The 17,708-nt window shown below is 43.1% G+C and carries 17 protein-coding genes and 1 tRNA gene; 4 read left to right on the top strand and 14 right to left on the bottom strand.

Annotation, left to right across the window (positions count from 1 at the left end):
- Nucleotides 1-10 precede the first annotated feature (10 nt).
- The 5 genes from AC6UDA_RS00685 to AC6UDA_RS00665 all read right to left on the bottom strand — a co-directional run bounded on the left by AC6UDA_RS00685 (nt 11) and on the right by AC6UDA_RS00665 (nt 5,868).
- Nucleotides 11-676 (bottom strand): SDR family oxidoreductase, encoded by a 666-nt coding sequence (locus AC6UDA_RS00685; RefSeq protein WP_500696275.1) that lies wholly within the window; start codon nt 674-676, stop codon nt 11-13.
- Nucleotides 677-1,141: 465 nt separating this feature from the next.
- Nucleotides 1,142-2,065, bottom strand: coding sequence for a carbamate kinase (gene arcC / locus AC6UDA_RS00680; RefSeq protein ID WP_500707995.1), 924 nt, complete (start codon nt 2,063-2,065; stop codon nt 1,142-1,144).
- Nucleotides 2,066-3,484 (bottom strand): basic amino acid/polyamine antiporter, encoded by a 1,419-nt coding sequence (locus AC6UDA_RS00675; RefSeq protein ID WP_500707994.1) that lies wholly within the window; start codon nt 3,482-3,484, stop codon nt 2,066-2,068.
- A gap of 79 nt (nt 3,485-3,563) precedes the next feature.
- Complete coding sequence (argF, locus tag AC6UDA_RS00670; protein ID WP_500710390.1) at nt 3,564-4,613, bottom strand: ornithine carbamoyltransferase; 1,050 nt, start codon at nt 4,611-4,613, stop codon at nt 3,564-3,566.
- 16 nt (nt 4,614-4,629) lie between these two features.
- Nucleotides 4,630-5,868: an arginine deiminase gene (locus AC6UDA_RS00665; RefSeq protein WP_500710387.1), complete on the bottom strand. Its 1,239-nt coding sequence runs from the start codon at nt 5,866-5,868 to the stop codon at nt 4,630-4,632.
- 599 nt (nt 5,869-6,467) lie between these two features.
- Between AC6UDA_RS00665 and AC6UDA_RS00660 the strand changes: the two genes are divergently transcribed.
- Nucleotides 6,468-6,698, top strand: a complete 231-nt coding sequence (locus AC6UDA_RS00660; protein ID WP_500694182.1) for a hypothetical protein — start codon at nt 6,468-6,470, stop codon at nt 6,696-6,698.
- A 56-nt stretch (nt 6,699-6,754) separates the two neighbouring features.
- Here the strand turns inward: AC6UDA_RS00660 and AC6UDA_RS00655 are convergent, their stop codons facing one another.
- Complete coding sequence (locus tag AC6UDA_RS00655) at nt 6,755-7,339, bottom strand: NADPH-dependent FMN reductase (protein ID WP_500706091.1); 585 nt, start codon at nt 7,337-7,339, stop codon at nt 6,755-6,757.
- Between the two features lie 194 nt (nt 7,340-7,533).
- Between AC6UDA_RS00655 and AC6UDA_RS00650 the strand changes: the two genes are divergently transcribed.
- On the top strand, nt 7,534-7,737 hold the full coding sequence (locus tag AC6UDA_RS00650; RefSeq protein WP_500694184.1) for a hypothetical protein: 204 nt from the start codon (nt 7,534-7,536) through the stop codon (nt 7,735-7,737).
- A gap of 78 nt (nt 7,738-7,815) precedes the next feature.
- Nucleotides 7,816-8,556, top strand: a complete 741-nt coding sequence (locus tag AC6UDA_RS00645) for a DsbA family oxidoreductase (protein WP_500707992.1) — start codon at nt 7,816-7,818, stop codon at nt 8,554-8,556.
- A gap of 42 nt (nt 8,557-8,598) precedes the next feature.
- On the opposite strand, the gene AC6UDA_RS00640 is transcribed toward AC6UDA_RS00645, so the two are convergent.
- The 8 genes from AC6UDA_RS00640 to yycF form a co-directional block, all read right to left on the bottom strand.
- On the bottom strand, nt 8,599-9,216 hold the full coding sequence (locus AC6UDA_RS00640) for a YczE/YyaS/YitT family protein (protein ID WP_500707991.1): 618 nt from the start codon (nt 9,214-9,216) through the stop codon (nt 8,599-8,601).
- A 209-nt stretch (nt 9,217-9,425) separates the two neighbouring features.
- The gene (gene rlmH / locus AC6UDA_RS00635) at nt 9,426-9,905 is read right to left on the bottom strand and encodes a 23S rRNA (pseudouridine(1915)-N(3))-methyltransferase RlmH (RefSeq protein ID WP_500707989.1); all 480 of its coding nucleotides are present in this window, start codon (nt 9,903-9,905) and stop codon (nt 9,426-9,428) included.
- 586 nt (nt 9,906-10,491) lie between these two features.
- Nucleotides 10,492-11,751, bottom strand: a complete 1,260-nt coding sequence (locus tag AC6UDA_RS00630) for a S1C family serine protease (protein WP_500707988.1) — start codon at nt 11,749-11,751, stop codon at nt 10,492-10,494.
- A 59-nt stretch (nt 11,752-11,810) separates the two neighbouring features.
- The gene (locus tag AC6UDA_RS00625; RefSeq protein ID WP_500708066.1) at nt 11,811-12,599 is read right to left on the bottom strand and encodes an MBL fold metallo-hydrolase; all 789 of its coding nucleotides are present in this window, start codon (nt 12,597-12,599) and stop codon (nt 11,811-11,813) included.
- Nucleotides 12,600-12,629: 30 nt separating this feature from the next.
- Nucleotides 12,630-13,475 carry a two-component system regulatory protein YycI gene (locus AC6UDA_RS00620; RefSeq protein ID WP_500707516.1) on the bottom strand — a complete coding sequence of 282 codons (846 nt, stop codon included), beginning with the start codon at nt 13,473-13,475 and terminating at the stop codon, nt 12,630-12,632.
- On the bottom strand, nt 13,475-14,785 hold the full coding sequence (locus AC6UDA_RS00615) for a YycH family regulatory protein (protein WP_500696263.1): 1,311 nt from the start codon (nt 14,783-14,785) through the stop codon (nt 13,475-13,477). The genes AC6UDA_RS00620 and AC6UDA_RS00615 overlap by 1 nt, the downstream gene beginning before the upstream one ends.
- Nucleotides 14,769-16,628 carry a cell wall metabolism sensor histidine kinase WalK gene (walK, locus tag AC6UDA_RS00610; protein ID WP_500710385.1) on the bottom strand — a complete coding sequence of 620 codons (1,860 nt, stop codon included), beginning with the start codon at nt 16,626-16,628 and terminating at the stop codon, nt 14,769-14,771. Before walK ends, AC6UDA_RS00615 begins: the two co-directional genes overlap by 17 nt.
- 32 nt (nt 16,629-16,660) lie before the next feature.
- The gene (gene yycF / locus AC6UDA_RS00605) at nt 16,661-17,374 is read right to left on the bottom strand and encodes a response regulator YycF (protein WP_039143559.1); all 714 of its coding nucleotides are present in this window, start codon (nt 17,372-17,374) and stop codon (nt 16,661-16,663) included.
- A gap of 253 nt (nt 17,375-17,627) precedes the next feature.
- On the opposite strand from yycF, the gene AC6UDA_RS00600 reads away from it, so the two are divergent.
- Nucleotides 17,628-17,700: transfer RNA gene (locus AC6UDA_RS00600), tRNA-Lys, on the top strand.
- Nucleotides 17,701-17,708 lie beyond the last annotated feature (8 nt).

The raw sequence follows: 17,708 nt of genomic DNA, 5'->3' as shown, positions 1-17,708 counted from the left end.
TTCTCCCTAACTATTTTAAATTGTTAAGTGCAGTTTCGATACTCATGTCGCCACTGTGCATGACGATGACTTTGTCAAAGGCATGCTGGTTATCTAAAACGTCAAACAAAACCTGCGAAACGTCGTTGATTGAATTTGAACCAGGTTGGTCATCATTAAAGGTTACTTCGCCGGTTCCAGGAGTCTCAAGCAAGGAGCCCGGCTGTAAAATAGTGTAGTTCAGGTCGGTGTCGTGAATTAACCAGTGGTCGGCCATGAACTTAGCAGCCTGGTAGTCCTGCAACTTGGCGTAGTGTTTCTTTCCTTCCCATTGGTCTGGTTGAAGCGCAAAGGCTGAACTGAGCATGATGTAACGTTTGACGCCGGCTTTTTCGGCGGCCTGCATGGTCTTGATGGCTCCGTAACTGTCAACTAGGACCACGTTGTGTCCACCAGATCCAGCGGTGAAGTAGATGGCGTCAAAGCCCTTCATTGCGTCGGCCATTTCGTTAACACTCATGTCGACGATGCTAAACTTCATAGTGTTAATTTTGGGACGTTCCTCAACGGTGTCCACAAACTTGACTTCTTCAGGATGACGAGCCGCAATGGTAACCGAATCGTCAGTGTTTTTTTGAAATTGTTTTACTAGGTCAGAACCGACTCTTCCGGTTCCACCAATAATCATAATCTTCATAATTGAAACCTCCTATATACGTCTAAAGCATAACAAATTCAACTAAGCGTTAATAGCGATATGCATGTGAAGTTTATGTTAAAGCCAGCGTTAATCGTGCCACCATTCAATCACATAAAATAAATAAGGATAGACATTTTTATCATGTATGATATACTATGTTTGTACCGCGTAGGCGGTAGTTTTCAAACAAGATGCACTACTCCTTTCTATTTGATGGTTATGACCCACAAGTACCATGAAGTTCCCTTGCAACTATTTTTGATAGTTGCAAGGGAACTTTTTGTTTTAAAGACTAATCACGACATTGGATTACCTCTAACTAGATAAGAATAATCTTTGACATTTCGTTCTTAAATGCTAATATCAAATTGGAAAAATGGTTATAGTCCCGTTGAATCACTTAATAACAACTAAAAATCACCCAAAGACTAGTTCATAGTCATCGGGTGATTTCTTCAGTCGTTATTTTTTAATGACCGTTGCTCGACCATTTTCCTCAAAATCGGCAACGTTGTCTAATGACGTAATCACGGCTTCCCTGCCGGTGTTTTTCACAAACTGCATCGCCGCTTGAATCTTGGGTTCCATTGAACCCTTACCAAACTGACCTTGTTTTAGATACATGTCCAGTTCGTCAAGCGACACGTGTCCCAGTTCTCTTTGATTAGGCCGTCCGAAATTAATGGCCGCCTGGTCAATGCCCGTCAGGATAATTAACTGGTCGGCGTTCACCATTTGTCCGATTAGTGAAGCCGTAAAGTCTTTATCAATCACGGCTTCCACGCCTTCGACGTCCCCGTCATCGGTCATGACGACCGGAACGCCACCTCCCCCGCCAGCAATGACAGTGAACCCACTGTCAACCAGGGTGCTAATTTGCTTCGCCTCTAAAATGCTGATGGGATGAGGCGATGGAACGACCCGCCTGAATCCGCGTCCGGAGTCTTCGGCGAATTTCCAGTCCGGATGTTTCATTAAGACGGAATTAACGTCCGCGTAAAACGGACCGATGGGCTTGGTTGGATCCTTAAACGCTGGATCATTGGGATTGACTAATACCCGCGTGACAATGGTTGAACTAGTCATATCATTGTCTGAGAGGGCATCCCCAATCCACAGTCCTAACTCACCTTGAGTCATCGCTCCAACCACGTCAAGTGGCATTGGCGGATTTTCCTTCGTGCTACCGTTTAGTTCTTGGAGTAACAAGTTTCCAACCTGCGGTCCATTGCCGTGAGTAATCACTAACTGAAGGTTCTCAGTTGAATTACGCACGAACTTCACGATTTTTTTCGTGGTTTTTTTTAAAGCTTCTCTTTGCCCTTTTGCAGTTGGATCATCGGTTAAAATCGCATTGCCACCTAGAGCTATCACGATTCTCTTCATTTACGACACTCCTATCTTTCCCATAAATAGAGCAATGACCGCCCCAATGGCGGCAATCGTTATCAATGCCATCATGATCCATTCAAAGGGTGTGATTTTACGTCCTTGATTCTTGATTGCCTTGATGTAGAAACCAAAGCCTAGAACGTATGCAATTGAACATAACCACAAGAATTGTAGTCCCGCCACTGCGATTCCGACAACTTCAAACAATAGAGCTAGGATTCCCGGCATCATTTTCTTGACCGAATGAGCCTGTACGCCAGCCTTAATTTGATCGGCACCAACCAGCGCGTAACAAATCACAATCGCTGCCGTACACAACGAAATTGCCAGGTTGTACGCCTGATCGGTAAATAGTAACGAAATCAAAACAATTTGTACCAAAATCTGAGTTAACCATAATGAGTGTGAAGGTGAATTGTGCTTGTTTAAGTAACCGAACCACCGGGGTAGTAGCTTCTGATCAGCTAGTTGTGACGTCGCTTCAACCGGAAGCATGGTCCATGACAGGAGGGCACCGACCATGGTGATTATAAGTGAGATACTGACAAAAGCCGCACCTATTGGTCCAATCATATCTTTAACAACATAGGTCAGGGCCGGGTTACTCAACTTAGCTAGTTTGGCTTGGGGTAAGTAGCCATATGGTAGCATCGCAATCACGATGTTGATGATCAAGAGTGAGATGGTGCCAATAATGGTCGCCTTGGCCGCATCAGAACGCTTCTTGGCGCGTCCTGCCATCATCGTGGCTCCTTCAATCCCAATGAAGATCCACATGGTAGTGATGATACAGCCCTTGACTTGATCAAATACCCCCATTGCCGTCGCCGGACTATACGTGAAGTTAGTACTAAAATTAGCCCAGAAGTGGGCGGTGAAAACGTTAGCTTTGAATAAGACAATTCCTAAGATTGCGAAAGCAACCAAGGGAATTATTTTTATTACGGTGATAATGGTATTGATGAAAGCCGCGTTCTCAATCCCCATCGTTACTAACCACGTGAGTAGCCACGTGAATACCGACGCAATGATTACCGCTTGAATTGAGTTGCCTGATCGAAAAACCGGAAAGAAATAACCGATCGCTGACATCATCATGGTGGCAAACGCAATGTTACCAAGCCATGCCGATAGCCAGTATCCCCAGCCCGATAGAAATCCAGCAAAATCACCAAATCCATCTCTGGCAAAATCGGAAATTCCAGTCAGTTCTGGTTTATCCTCACTTAGAGACTTCAAACTCATTGCTAGTGCAAAAATTCCGACTCCAGTAATAATCCACGCAACGAGCGCGGGTCCCGGAGTGGCCGCTGCCGCAATCTGTTCACTGGCATTATAAATTCCAGCGCCAATCGCGGAACTAATGACCAGCATGATTAATCCAAATAATGAAACTCCCTTTTTATTTCCCATATAATTTACGCAATCCTCTCAAATCCTAATTTAGGACATGATTGTATCATTGATAATCCTATTTATGCTTTAGTAAAATTTAATTTTCGTTGTACATACTTAAGTCGCCTAAAGTGGCGGCCATAATTGCCATGATCGAGTGCTTGCGGTTGCCAGCTTCAACAAACTGGCGCCCGTAAGGACTTCTAAAGACCTCGTCGGTTACTTCCATTTCGGGACTATTTAGGCCCTTGTACTTTTTAACCGCCTCTTTGGCAGTGGTGGTGTTGCCGTCATGGAAGGCTGGTAGACAGTGCATGAAAATCAATTCATCGTCAGGGGTGCCCGTCTTCTTCATTAAGTCCATGTTGACTTGGTATGGTAGTAGTTGGTCAATTCGTTGTTGCCAGTTGTTTTCACCCATTGACACCCAGACATCGGTGTAGATGATGTTTGAGCCTTTGACCCCCTTGTCAATGTCAGAGGTAATCATGAAGTGTGCTCCTGATTCCTTGGCGTACTTTTCGGCCAGGTCGACCACCGCTTTTTCGGGGTGCAGTTCATCTGGAGCCACGATGTGAACGTTCACACCCAGCATCGAACCGGTCACTAGTAAAGAATTAGCCACGTTATTGCGCCCATCACCAACAAAGGTCAACGTGAGCCCCTTTAAGTGACCAAAATTTTCCTTCACGGTCATGAAGTCCGCAATCATTTGAGTGGGATGCCACTCGTTTGAAAGACCGTTCCAAACGGGAACTCCCGAGTACTTGGCCATGATTTCCATGTCGGATTGTTCAAAGCCCCGGTACTCAATTCCGTCAGCCAGTTCGCCAAAGACTCGCGCGGAGTCTTCTACCGATTCCTTTTTGCCGAACTGACTTGAGGTTGGATCAATGTAGGCCGTGTTTCCACCTAAGTCGTCACCACCAAGTTCAAACGAAAGTCTGGTTCTGGTCGAAGTCTTTTGAAACAAGAGCACCAGGTCCTTGTCGTGTAAATACTTGGTCACCTTGCCATACTTCTTGTGTTCGTTTTTCAAGTTAATGGCAAAATCAATCAAAGCTTCAATCTGGGCTGGCGTAAAATCAGACTCCTTTAAAAAAGAACGTCCTTGCATTGATTTTAATTCCTCTAGTAATGTACTCATTTAATTTGCTCCCCCTCTAATTATTTTTATCAAGTGGTTCACGAATGATTGGTTGTGACATACAACGAGCTCCACCACGGCCACGCGATAGTTCTGAAGACAAAATCTCGTAAACAGTAATACCGTGTTTTCGCATCACATCAATCGTGACCGTGTTGCGATCGTATGTGACCACTTCCCCGGGGGCAATTGCCAGGTTGTTTGACCCATCGTTCCACTGTTCACGTGGAGCGGCAACTGGATCACCATCGCCGGTCTCCATCATGTCAATCTCAGATAATCCAAGAACTTCCTTGAGTGTATCCGGCAGACTTTCACGATGTTTCATGTTGATGGTATTGTTTTTTCCGGGATGAAGGATGTTAATATTCATCTTACCACCGTTCATGATCCCTGGATATACGGTAAATTGGTCGTAGTTGACCATGGTGAAGACCGTATCTAGATGCATCATGGCATGGTTATGCGGAATTTGAACCGCCACGATTGTGTCAAAATGTGACTTGGGATCTTCAAAAAGTTTGTGAGCCAGTTTTTCAATCGAACGAGTTGAGGTTCGTTGCGAACAACCAATTGCCATGACGTGATCGTTTAAAACGAGTTCGTCACCACCCTCAATCCGAGCATCATTATAGCGGTCCAGCCAAACGTCAACTTTTCCGGCAAACCGTGGATGATACTTCATCACGTACTCCGTGATGAGTGACTCCGGACGCCGCGCCTCAAAAGTCATGTGGTTAATCGTTAAACCAGATCCCATCGAAGCTTGCGGATCCCTGGTAAAGTACGCATTTGGTAGTGGATCCAGCAGGAAGGGATCAAAAGCGTTCGTCCCGGCCACATCATGCAAACTTGGGTGAGTAAAATGAATCTTGTCTCGTCTTAGACCGGCATAAATCGTACTGACCAGGTCGTGAATCGAGAGACTCTCAAAGTAGCGCTTGATGTCCTCTGCCGAACTACCCGTGTAGTAGTGTTCATTTAGATAAGTTGACTCAAAATCATCCCTTACGTCATCTTTTTTTAAGATGTCTTCCAACAAATCCTCGATGTACACAACCTCCACTCCATGATCACGGAGTAGATTGGTGAAATAATCGTGCTCTTTGTCAGCGATTTTTTGATACGGAATGTCATCAAACAACATCTGCTTCATGGTATCCGGAATGACATTTTCAATCTCTTTTCCGGGCCTGTGCATTAAGACAGACTTCAGCTGCCCAATTTCAGAGTTCACTTCAATTGCAGATTTCATAATAATCCTCCTTAAGATTGTTATTCATGCTTATGGTTAAACGATTTAACCACCCATATCGTACGGGGTTTCGCAATTTATAACAAGCATTTTAACCGACTAGAAAAAGTTTCCTAGTCGTACGTCAATAATGATAACTGTTTCACAAATTTTGTCAAATCGTTCAAAGACTGATAATTTGTAAAAGCGGATATGTGTTGATACACTGGGAAAATTAACCGTTTTTGCCAAATTTTAACTAACTTTTTAATAGTTACATGTTTAACAATCATCGCATCAGAAAAATCCTCGAACGTAATATAACTTGGCTCTTAATTAATTAACTTTGTTGAATGTACTGACTAATGATAATCCATTATTAGTTGATACTTAGACCGTTTAAATCAGCCTTAATCCCCAGTACTTGTCAATCATCTAAAATAATTAAAAATAATCTCGCTTTTGTTTTAACGCAATGGTATAATTAGTTCGGTAATGAGAAGTACCAATCAATCTCTTTTGCCATTTTAAAAACATACCTGTGCACCAAATCTATTGAGAGACCTCCACGTCTACTCGGATTTGGTGTTTTTAGTAAAACAGAAAGGGGGTTACTTGAATTGACAGTCTTTAAGGAATTACTTGAACTCGTGATTTTGGTGTTACTAATGGTCTTAACCTTTTTTCATCCCAATCCATGGGTGGGAATTGGTCTAAACGTCCTTTTAATCTTAATCTTGTGGCTCTTCCCCGAGGGAAGTAATAAGATTAACAAGCTCTTCAAGTACATAATCACAGCGGTCTTCTTGATCTCGATTATCCTGATCGTCCTGCAGATGATTTTTCAATAAAAAAAAGGAGCACTTCAAAAAAATGAAGTGCTCCTTTTACGTATTTACTTATAGTGCTAATTACCTAAAAGTTTGGTGTAAGAAGCAATGTCACTTACGGCATCCTTTAACTGTTTGGAATAGTATTCTTCTGATGGCGCATTACTTACAAAATTGCCATCCTTTTCAAAGTTGTCGTCAATGTGACCAATCATGGTCATGTGTGGCAACATTACCATTCCCAACATGGATAAAGTGGGAAGAATGCCTAAAGCGGAAGCTTGCCCAGACAAGGCACTGCTAGAATACGAAACAATTCGGGCAGGCTTGTCAGCCGTTTCAAAGCCGATGTAATCAAGGGCGTTCTTAAACGCGCCAGAAAGACCGTTGTCATAGACTGGTTCAATAAATAGATAACCGTCTCCAGCCTTGATGTTATCAATCCACTTCTTGGGGGCCCCCGTTAGTTTCCGGTCAGGATCACCCATTGGTGGGAGTGGTTCATTGAAGATTGGTAAGTCTAAATCACCAATGTCAATAAAGTTCAACTTGACCTCGTTATCAGACTCAAGTTCTTTTGCGTTCTTCTTTAAAAAGTTAAAAATTCCGGCACCACTAGAATTGGATCGGGCACTACCTAAAATTACGTCAACTGTTTTCATTTAATCTCTCTCCCTTTACTCACAAAAAGTAAGCTAATACGTACTTTAATTCTATTTAATTTCCGAAACAAAAGCAAGCAAAAAGCCCGCTTCGTAGTTGGCCTATCACAATTCTTTATAAATTAGTTAACTTTCATTACAATCAAAACTCACTATACTATAATAAGGTGAGAAGTAGATGAGGGGGAAGTAACATGAAGAATTGGCTTAATAAGATTCTCAAATCAGTCCATGGCGATTCTGACAAGAAGTCATCGGATCATGCCGAGAATAAAAATCAAAACACTCCAAATGAAGCAAAAAACAGTGATAGTAAGCAAACCACTGAACAAAACCAAGATCCAAAACAAATCAAAAATGATAAGTTACTTGGAACAAGCAACGCCATTGATAAGTGATTCTTAAGCAAGATGATTGTGATTGATTCAGTTGAACACTATACTTTAGTTAGTAGATAATTTGTAGGAGGTACTAAAATGACGAAAAAAATGGAAGTCCAAGTTTGGTCCGATATTGCATGTCCATTCTGTTACATCGGACGAGCCCACTTCAAGTCCGCACTAAGTGATTTTGACCATAAGGACGACGTTGAGGTTCATTACAATAGTTTTGAACTTGATCCCAACGCATCTGGTGAACCAGAAACCATGGCTGACCACATGAGTAAGGAAAAGGGGATGTCAAGGGAAAAAGTTTCCGAGTTTCTATCAACCATCACCGAACTGGCAAACGAAGCTGGTTTAAAGATGGATACCGGAAAGATTAAGGTGGTTAATACTTTAAAAGCACACCGCTTGCTTCACTTTGCGGGAACCAAGGGCAAAGAATCCGAACTGATGGACAAGTTATTCGAGGCTTACTTCGCCGACGGTCTAAACGTTGACGACAACTCCGTTTTAGTTGATCTTGCCATGAGCGTTGGTTTAAATCAAGACGAAGTCAAATCAGTCCTAGACAGTGATAAATTCAAAGACGACGTCAGAGCTGACGAAGCCGCCGCTCAACAAGTTGGAATTAACGGGGTTCCGTTCTACATCTTCAACAAGAAGTACGCCGTTTCTGGTGCTCAACCAGTAAAAGTCTTCAAGTCTGCTTTAGACAAGGCTTGGGCTAGCTTTCAACCAATTGAAATGGTTGGTGGCGATGATGACCAGCAAAAGGGTGCTAACTGTGAAGGCGGAAGCTGCAGCGTTGACCCAAATGATAATAAAAATTAGTTAAACTAAACGGTCCGTTGGAATAATCCAGCGGACCGTTTTTTATTTAATCAGATGGAGGTGTCTGCCCCAGAGTTCCACAAATGGACCCGAACACAACGAAATGATGACCGTCATAATTCCAATTGGACCAGAGACGAGGAACGCCAAAAACATGAAAAGCACATCCTGAATCACCCGCACTGACCAGTACGGCATGTGCAATCTTTGAGAGAAAATGGGCGCAATCGCGTCATACGAGGACACCCCGAACTTGGCCGACATGTACACGGCAATTCCTACCGTGAATATCAGGAATCCAAGGACAGCAAACAACAATTTCAACCAAAAGTTATCGAACACCAAGTAGGCACCGAACCAGAGCGTGAAATACTGAACCCCGTAACCCACCAGCATGTTAATCAAAGTCCCAAAGCCAATCTGATGGTAATCCAAAATCAGCACGATGACTAACAGAATCATGTAGTCGATGAACTGGATGTTACCCAAGCCAAGCGGTAAATGGTGCGATAATCCGACACTTAACGCGGTAAAGGCGTCCATTCCGAGGTTTTCCTTTCGCATCAGGGTCATTCCCAAAGCGATAATCGCCGTTCCAATAGCGGTAATTAGAACTTGAACCAGAAAACGCAGCATCCGATGCGAATTTAAAATTTTCATTATTAATAACATCCTTTCGGCGTGTACGTGTAATTGAAGAAAATATCCATATTTTACAAATAAAATAATAAAAAAAGCTAATCATAACTGATTAGCTTCACCACAGTAACCGCACCTAACTTGCGAACATGGAAGAGATGATACCAGCATCTCTTCCCTTTTAAATCCATAATTATTATAATCTTAGTTTCTAATCAAAGTCAATCAGCCTATTTATGGTACGGACTCCCGCTATTAATCATGAAAGCCCGATAGATTTGTTCGGTCAACACCAAGCGCATCAGCTGGTGCGGTAGCGTAAAACGACCAAATGACAGTTCAAAGTTAGCCCGCTTCAAGACCTTAGGAGCAAGTCCCAACGACCCACCAATCACAAAGGTAATGTCCGAGTGACCGTACGTTGCGAGATCCTTGATTTTCTTCGCAAAGGCTTTAGAGGTCAGTTCATCGCCTTGAATTGCCAAAGCAATCACATACTCGCGGTCTTTAATTTTAGCCAAAATTCGGGCTCCTTCTTGCTCCATCACCTCGTCCATTTCCGCTTGACTAAGGTTCTCAGGCGCCTTTTCGTCGGGAACCTGAACAATCTTAAACTTGCAAAAACGAGAAAGTCGTTTGACGTACTCATTAATTCCATCTTTGAAGTATTTTTCCTTCAATTTTCCAACTACCACCAATTTAATGTTCATAAGTCGACTCCTTTAAACAGACTATCCACAAAGTTATCCACAGGCACCTTCACAAACTATCACGTTTCTGGAGAATTTAAAGACCTGTTAATATTTCGATTTTGTCAACAACATTTTTATTTATCCACAGAAATAAACAAGACATATGTTCGTTAACGCAATTTTCGTTGTTGTGATATCAACGTTTATCGCGTTCTTTTTTTAATAAAATTTTGTTACATAAACTTATGCACACTGCCTGTGGATAACTTCTCGATACTTTTCCACTATCATTTAAAGCCTAAATTACAGCTTTTGTGTTTTCACAATGAGTTTATCCCCAAAGTTATGCACAGACTTTTACCACTTGACATTTCCAACCACGTATTTTCTGATTATTAATTTTTTTTAAACCAATTTTGTTCGGAGTTTACCGTCAATCCCTCTATCACGGAATTCATAAGTATCGTTACAATCATCACAACTAAAATTCAGGCTTTAAACGGACAATTGCTTCAATTATCGCATTAAGCTATCCGAATGTCAGTTCACTCTTTTCAAACAAAAAATGTTCGCCGCATTTACTCTACGACGAACATTTTTTAAATTACTGCTGTTTTGCTTGCTGATCTAGCGTAATCTCAGACGTTTTCATTTGTCCATTATGATAATAGATAACGGAAATCTTGTCGCCAACGTTATGCTCATACAGGATGTCACGCAACTTACCCTGATTGGTAATGTCTTTTCCAGCCAACTTGGTAATCACGTCATTTTTCTTGAGACCCGCATTAGCGGCTGGTGAGCTACCCCTAACGTCCATTACTACAACTCCATTGGTAACGTTTGAAGGAAGCTTTAAAATCGATTTCTGTTGCTTAACCGAGATGTTAGCTAGGTCCACGTACTTAATGCCTAGTTCGGGACGAATTACCTTTCCGTTCTTAATGAGCTGGTTGATAATCCGTACGACCTCGTTACTTGGAATGGCAAAACCCATCCCTTCAACACTGGTACCGGAACTATCCTTCGACAGTTTCATTGAGTTAATCCCAACGACCTGTCCGGCACTATTTAGGAGTGGTCCACCCGAGTTTCCGGGATTAATGGCGGCATCGGTCTGAATAACCGTAGCGTCACCGGCACTGGCGTTCTGCTGACCGTTCTCGGTGCTAGCCTGCGGCACTTCCCGCTTCTTTGCGGAAATGATTCCCTCAGTCAGAGACGAAGCGTACTCAGAGCCAAGTGGTGATCCAATCGCAAGGGCGGTTTGACCCACCTTGATGTCGTCAGAATTACCGAAGTTAGCCACCTTATTGACACCATCGCCGTTAATCTTAAGAACGGCAAGGTCGGTTACGGCATCATGGCCAATTAGCTTAGCTTCCTTTTTCTGGCCGTTACTCAAGATGACTTCCAGGTTGGACGAACCAGACACCACGTGATTGTTGGTCACAATGTACGCTGAGCCGTTATCCTTATTGTAGACAACTCCAGAACCCTCACTAATCTGTTGCTGATCCTTTTGGTCTTGACCGCCATTGTCTCCGCCATTTCCTCCGAACACGCCACCAAACATACCCTGAAGTGGATCAGAGTCACTGGACTTGGTCTTCTCGGTGTTAATCACCGAAACAACGGTATCCTTGTTGTCCTTAAAGACTTTTTCCGCCTGATTAGAGGCATTCACCCTTACATTCTCAACTTTTGCGGTTCCGCCACGATTGGAACCCGCAGGGACGGATTGAGTTCCTAGAGACATTCCGCCGTTATACCACGAAATCCCACCATAGGCAATTCCACCGCCCAATAGACCGGCTACTAGTGCCACGATGGCAACTGTTAGTAGCGGATGTGTTCTCTTCATATTTACACCCCATTTAATATTATTCTATCAAATAGTTTTTAAAAAAGTATCAATTATTCTCAAAGAGTTATTAAATCGGATGGTTTTTCAACATCGGTGTCAAACAAATTAAAGTCATGACCAACCCCAAAGTCTTCGTTTTCAAGCATGGAAGCGACGGTAAGATGAGCCAGTGACTTCATGTTGTTATGATGACTGCGGTGCCCGATGAAGATGTTCTTGGTGTCACGTCCGATGATTTTCATCATGGCGTCCGCCCCGTCTTCATTTGACAAATGACCCTCATCACTCATGATGCGTTGCTTGGTTGGCCACGAATAGTCGCCGTTTCTCAGCATTTCCACGTCATGATTACACTCTAGAACGTACGCGTTGGCGTCTCTTATGACTCCTTCAATGTGATCAGAGACGTAGCCTGTATCAGTCAAAACCACAAAGCTCTTATCGCCGTCGTGAAAATTGTAGAACTGAGCGTCAGCAGCATCGTGGGACACACTGAAACTTTCAACGTCCAAGTCCCCAAACGATTTGGTAGTATCGGGATCGAAAATAAACTTCTGTTCCTCCGGAAATTTTCCGATCTTGTTACCCATCGCGTTCCAGGTCTTCTCGTTCGCGTAGACCTGCATGTTGTACTTTCTCGCCAAGATACCCACCGATTTAGCGTGATCGGTGTGTTCATGGGTCACAAATAATTTATCAACGTCGGTCAAACTCCGTCCAATTGAATTCATGAGGTTCTCAATTTTTTTACCCGACAGTCCGGCATCAAGTAAGACCTTGTGCTGGTTCGTCTCAATATAAGTAACGTTGCCGCCACTTCCGCTCGACAATACACTGATTTTCATTGGATCTTCGCTCAACTTATTCCCAGCTTTCTAATTATCTTCTGTCCCACTTGTGATTTTATTTTTAAAGTTCTCCTGAACGTTTTCGGTCTTTAAGACCGACCCAGTGAAGGCGTTAATCCGCCTTACGGAAACGTCCTTGGAGTTGCGGGTCTGGATGGCAATGACCCAAGTAGGGATGTAGACCCCATTATTATTAATGTTTAACAATTTAGTGTATGATCTTCTGGTCCAAAGCACCCTGGAGTTGTTGGGAATTTCATTGTACTGGTAGAGCCAGATCAGTGCCCGTTCTTCCGAAATGGTCTCAGAACTCTCGTGTAAAATCTTGATGTTATTAAGTGCCGTTTGCGTATAACTCTTAATATTACCGTCGTCATCTAAATAGAAGATGATTCTGGCATTATTGTCCATCAAATTACTCGTCAGCGCCTTCTGAATGTAGACAATCTTACTTGAATTGGACTGGTTTTGGTCATACTCATAATCCTCACCGTTAATCACAAAACTCTTTCTTTTCATGAGCGGGTCCAGCGTGTTCTGTGGGTTCCGATTATCAATGTCAATTGGCGTCCGCAACGTACTTACGACAGCGCCATTTTCAAAGCGCGCGTCCTGATTTTTCAAGTTACCCATCTCATTTGCGAGATTACCATCATTAGAAGCGGAAATGTAGTAACCGTTAGAGCGCTTATTTGAGAGCTTCCCAACGGAAATTTCATCCCTGCGCATCTCTTTGATAATGGTGGAGTTCGCACTGTTTTGACTCGTGTTCTCGGACTGCATGTTTTGGTTTTGAACAATCATTAGGACCAAGAAGACGTCCAAAATAATGAAAGCCAGCAAGAAGATCTCTTGAATTCGCTTAAAATTCATTAGAAGCTCTCCTTTCCGGTCCCATTGCCAATCAACTGGGAGTTAATCCAGGTGCCGTCGTAATTAACGAACCATGATGGCTGCAAGGTGATTAACTGCTTATTGTTCTTTTCGGGAACAACTTGGTAACCAAGGGTGATGGATCTGACCTTCTTCATGTCAATTCCCTGAGCGGATAGTTGGTTTAAGATTGTTCCAGTACTTGGAAGGGTAGTACTTTCGGCGTTCGTGGGAATTGGGATTTGAAAACTTAAAAGTGAAAATTCGTAACGATTGGCTCCACCATTTCCCATCTTAAACGAACACGTTCCCAGTCGCTTCTGATTGAAGACGGGATAACCCTCCACAAACGTCCGGTAAGTGACGGTGTTTTTGACCGGATTATAGCTGTCAAAACGAGCATTATCCAGTGGAATCCCCAGCTTAGTAGCGTAGCGATAAGCCGAGTTCAACACTTCCTCGTAACTGTGGCCCCGCTTACTTTGCTGGTAGTCCTGATAAATAACGTTGTCCTCATTGTCAAAGTTTAATGACTGGTCCCGACTACTGTAGGTCGTACTCTTCTTTCGGTGCTTAACGCTGGTATCCGTCGTATTACCTAGTACCCGATTAATGTAAGCCGTCTGGGACTGTTCTGCGAGTAAGTACCCGTAATTACGCATCTTGACCTGACTTGGGTAGAAGAGAAACGGGCGATCGTTTAACGTCCGCATCTGAACGTCCACACTTTGAACTTTCGTAGTAAGAATGTTCTGTAACTTGGCTAAATTCCGCTTTTTAGTGGTGACCTGGTACACGTGGTAACCGTCATCGCCTAGCAGGTAAAAGTGGGTACTGTCATTTAGTGGAATGACCATGCGATCAACGTTGAAATCATTCTTTTTCACCTTGTGATTAAAAATCTTACTTAACAAATTAACTGGAACTTCGCCACCATAATTCAGCATCAGCGAATTTTCAGAGTTAAGGGTATCGATATACCGCTTTTGATTATCCTTTGAGACCTCTTTGATTGACTTGACCTGATAGGTCTTGATGTTTTTGACGATTTCACCGGTCAAACTCGTGGTCTCACTTGTGAGCGACTTCTGTTTCCCACTCCTAGTGGTAGTAATAACCTCGGTGGGAGAATAGATATCATAACGATTCTTCGAAGAAACTTCGCTTTTAAGCGTAGCTGATTTATCCTGATGCATTCGACTCCCAAAGCGAGCTGGATTGACCAGTAGTGCCACGATGAGCACCAAACTGACTAGTACGGCAATACACAGTGAAACCGGTAAAATATAAGGTTTAAGCTTCTCCTTCATTCCAAAGATCCTCCTCGACTGGTTCGTTTGGTAGTGAAATATAGAACGTTGAACCCTTTCCTTCAATACTATCGACCCAAATATGGCCGCCAAAGGCTTCCACAATTTCCTTAGAGATTGCGAGCCCAAGTCCACTTCCACCTTGAGCCCGTGAACGAGCTTTATCGACTCGATAGAAACGATCGAAAATGTGTTTAATGGCTTTTCGTGGCATTCCTAGTCCCTGATCAGAAATACTCATGATGATGCGGTTGTTCTGTTCGTACAGCCGACAGGTAATGACGCCACCGTCTGGTGAATATTTGATCGCATTATTCATAATGTTATCAATGACCTGGGTAAAACGGTCGGTATCGATGTCAGCCCACAGATCCTGCTTAGTAAAGTCCCGTTTAATGGAATAATTCTTCTTTTTCGGATCGTCATCGGTCTTAATGATCATGTCAAAACGATCCAAGATGTAGTTAAAGAGCTTGTTGATGTTAACTAGTTCCGTATCATACTTCTGGGTCCCAGAATCCATCCGCGATAGTGTCAAAAGGTCGTTGATCATTCGAATCATTCGATCGGTCTCGTCCTGAGTGACCTTCAAAAATTTGGGTGCCAACTTTTTATCCTTCCAGGCCCCATCCTGCAAGGCTTCAATGTAGGAATGAACACTGGTTAAGGGCGTTCTTAGTTCGTGTGAAACATTGGATACAAACTGCTTCCGATCGTCATCAATCTTTTGTTGCAAGGTGATGTCATGGAACACGCAAACAAGCCCATTAATAAAGCCGGATTCACGCTGAATCAACGAAAAATGAGCTGATAAAATCAGCTTATGGTCGTGATCAGAAAAATCCAAGTTGACCTGTCCTGGGTCTTCAATCAAGTTTTTAAGGGTGAACCGGTCGCGTAAATGCAAGACATCTAGGATGGACTTACCGATGACCTGTTGCTTACTAACGCCTAGAAAACTAAGTGCCTCATCGTTAATGATGATGACGTTTCCGCGACGATCCGTGGCAACCACACCGTCGGTCATGTTATCTAAGACCGAATCCAGACGCCTTCGCTCTGACTCGGTTGACTCTTGAGACTCTTCAACCCGCACTGACAGGTTGTTGACGGCCTTCGCTAGTTGACCCAACTCGTCATTTCCGTAGACCTTAACGTGCCCCGAATAATTTCCGCGAGCAATCTGTTCCGTCTGCTTCTTCATCGCGTCGATTGGCTTCGTAATGGCCCGAGAAATGATGAACGTTAAAAGCAAGCCCAAGATGATGGCAACGATCGCCGCAAACAGGTAGATTAAGGTGATACTGTTGATGTTTTGGTAAACCGGATTCAGATTAGCACGAACGTAAACGACCCCTTCCATGTTGTTTTCGTTGCCCTGACTGTTAATCAAGGGTGTAATCATGGTGTAGTAACGGTTCCCATCACTGTAGGTGTTTTTCTCGATGGTTTTACCGTTATTTAAGGCATTCTTGATGTCATTGTCGGTGGTTTTTTGCCCCACTAACGATTGGTCGCTACTCTGATTGGTTCCACGAATGTTTCCTCTGGAATCCACCACCAGAATATCATCAGAATTGTTGGTATCAACGTCTTCAAGGATCGTCTGAATCTGCTTATTAGCCTTGGTTTGGTTCTTTTTGGCTAACTGCTTTTTAAGGGATGTATTAACGTAGGGCTTCAGTTGAATGGAGTCCTTAAACGTATTCAAATTTTGGTACTCGAGTTGACGCACAAAAACGGCACCCACTACTTCCAAGGTAATGATCATCATTAAGGCGAAAACTAACGCAATCTTAAAATGAATGGACCTTAAAAAGTGCCAACGTCTTTTCTTCTTCATTACATGAATACCTCTAAACTAATCAATTTGGGTTATTCTTCCTTTTCGGAATCCCGCAGGTAATAACCAACCCCACGTCTGGTTACTAACCACTTGGGGTGACTTGAATCATCTTCAATTTTTTCTCGTAAACGACGTACGGTCACGTCGACGGTGCGAACGTCACCGAAGTAATCGTAGCCCCAAACCGTCTGAAGCAAGTGCTCTCTGGTCATCACTTGACCAATGTGTTGGGCTAGATAATGAAGAAGTTCGAATTCTCGGTGGGTAAGATCCACGCCTTTCCCGCGTTTAGTAACGGAGTAAGAATCGGGATGAATCACCAGGTCTCCAATTTCAATGTCGTGATTATCGTCCTTGCCTTCACCAGCTGAGCCAGTGATATTCTGCCGTCTCAAGTTGGCCTTAACCCGGGCAACAAGTTCACGGTTAGAAAATGGTTTGGTAACGTAGTCATCGGCACCAAGCTCCAGTCCGAGCACCTTATCAAGTTCGGAATCCTTGGCGGTTACCATGATAATTGGCATGTTGTGGGTCTTTCGAACTTCCTTGGCAACTTCTAAGCCATCGACCTTTGGCAACATGAGATCAAGAATAATGAGATCGGGTGTATTACTATCAACCTTATCAAGGGCCTCTTGCCCATCGTGTGCGACGTCAACGTCAAATCCTTCTTTGGTTAAACTAAATTTTTCAATGTCTGTAATTGGTTTTTCATCATCGACAACTAGAATTTTTTTCTTCATAATATTATTTGTCTCCTTTGAACTGCTGGCAGTCCCTATATCAATCAAGTTTGGAATCAAGGCTTATTTTACGCTCAATCCTAGTTAAATTGTAACACATCAAATTACTCGCTTCACGTTATTCAACAACTGTTGTTAATTAATAACAGCTCTTTTCAGTATTTCTTCCGTATCTGCAATTTCGCCTTTTTTTGTAAATTAGTGTTGCATGGGGTTTTGCGGTATGCTATTATAATAAATGTACTTTTGATTTGGGCAGTTAGCTCAGCTGGCAGAGCAACGGACTCTTAATCCGTGGGTCCAGGGTTCGATCCCCTGACTGCCCATCACATAT

The organism is Fructilactobacillus sp. X8R4C1 (genome assembly GCF_059900905.1).
The sequence above is the reverse complement of the archived record's forward strand: the minus strand, read 5'-3'. Positions and strand labels throughout refer to the sequence as shown.

Bases quoted from the DNA above. Each gene is read 5' to 3' on its own strand.
- AC6UDA_RS00625 (WP_500708066.1), bottom strand. From the start codon at position 12,599: ATGAAAATCAGTGTATTGTCGAGCGGAAGTGGCGGCAACGTTACTTAT.
- AC6UDA_RS00675 (WP_500707994.1), bottom strand. From the start codon at position 3,484: ATGGGAAATAAAAAGGGAGTTTCATTATTTGGATTAATCATGCTGGTC.
- arcC (WP_500707995.1), bottom strand. From the start codon at position 2,065: ATGAAGAGAATCGTGATAGCTCTAGGTGGCAATGCGATTTTAACCGAT.
- yycF (WP_039143559.1), bottom strand. From the start codon at position 17,374: ATGAAGAAAAAAATTCTAGTTGTCGATGATGAAAAACCAATTACAGAC.
- AC6UDA_RS00630 (WP_500707988.1), bottom strand. From the start codon at position 11,751: ATGAAGAGAACACATCCGCTACTAACAGTTGCCATCGTGGCACTAGTA.
- AC6UDA_RS00645 (WP_500707992.1), top strand. From the start codon at position 7,816: ATGACGAAAAAAATGGAAGTCCAAGTTTGGTCCGATATTGCATGTCCA.
- AC6UDA_RS00620 (WP_500707516.1), bottom strand. From the start codon at position 13,475: ATGAATTTTAAGCGAATTCAAGAGATCTTCTTGCTGGCTTTCATTATT.
- AC6UDA_RS00650 (WP_500694184.1), top strand. From the start codon at position 7,534: ATGAAGAATTGGCTTAATAAGATTCTCAAATCAGTCCATGGCGATTCT.
- walK (WP_500710385.1), bottom strand. From the start codon at position 16,628: ATGAAGAAGAAAAGACGTTGGCACTTTTTAAGGTCCATTCATTTTAAG.
- rlmH (WP_500707989.1), bottom strand. From the start codon at position 9,905: ATGAACATTAAATTGGTGGTAGTTGGAAAATTGAAGGAAAAATACTTC.
- AC6UDA_RS00685 (WP_500696275.1), bottom strand. From the start codon at position 676: ATGAAGATTATGATTATTGGTGGAACCGGAAGAGTCGGTTCTGACCTA.
- AC6UDA_RS00615 (WP_500696263.1), bottom strand. From the start codon at position 14,785: ATGAAGGAGAAGCTTAAACCTTATATTTTACCGGTTTCACTGTGTATT.
- AC6UDA_RS00655 (WP_500706091.1), bottom strand. From the start codon at position 7,339: ATGAAAACAGTTGACGTAATTTTAGGTAGTGCCCGATCCAATTCTAGT.
- argF (WP_500710390.1), bottom strand. From the start codon at position 4,613: ATGAGTACATTACTAGAGGAATTAAAATCAATGCAAGGACGTTCTTTT.
- AC6UDA_RS00665 (WP_500710387.1), bottom strand. From the start codon at position 5,868: ATGAAATCTGCAATTGAAGTGAACTCTGAAATTGGGCAGCTGAAGTCT.
- AC6UDA_RS00640 (WP_500707991.1), bottom strand. From the start codon at position 9,216: ATGAAAATTTTAAATTCGCATCGGATGCTGCGTTTTCTGGTTCAAGTT.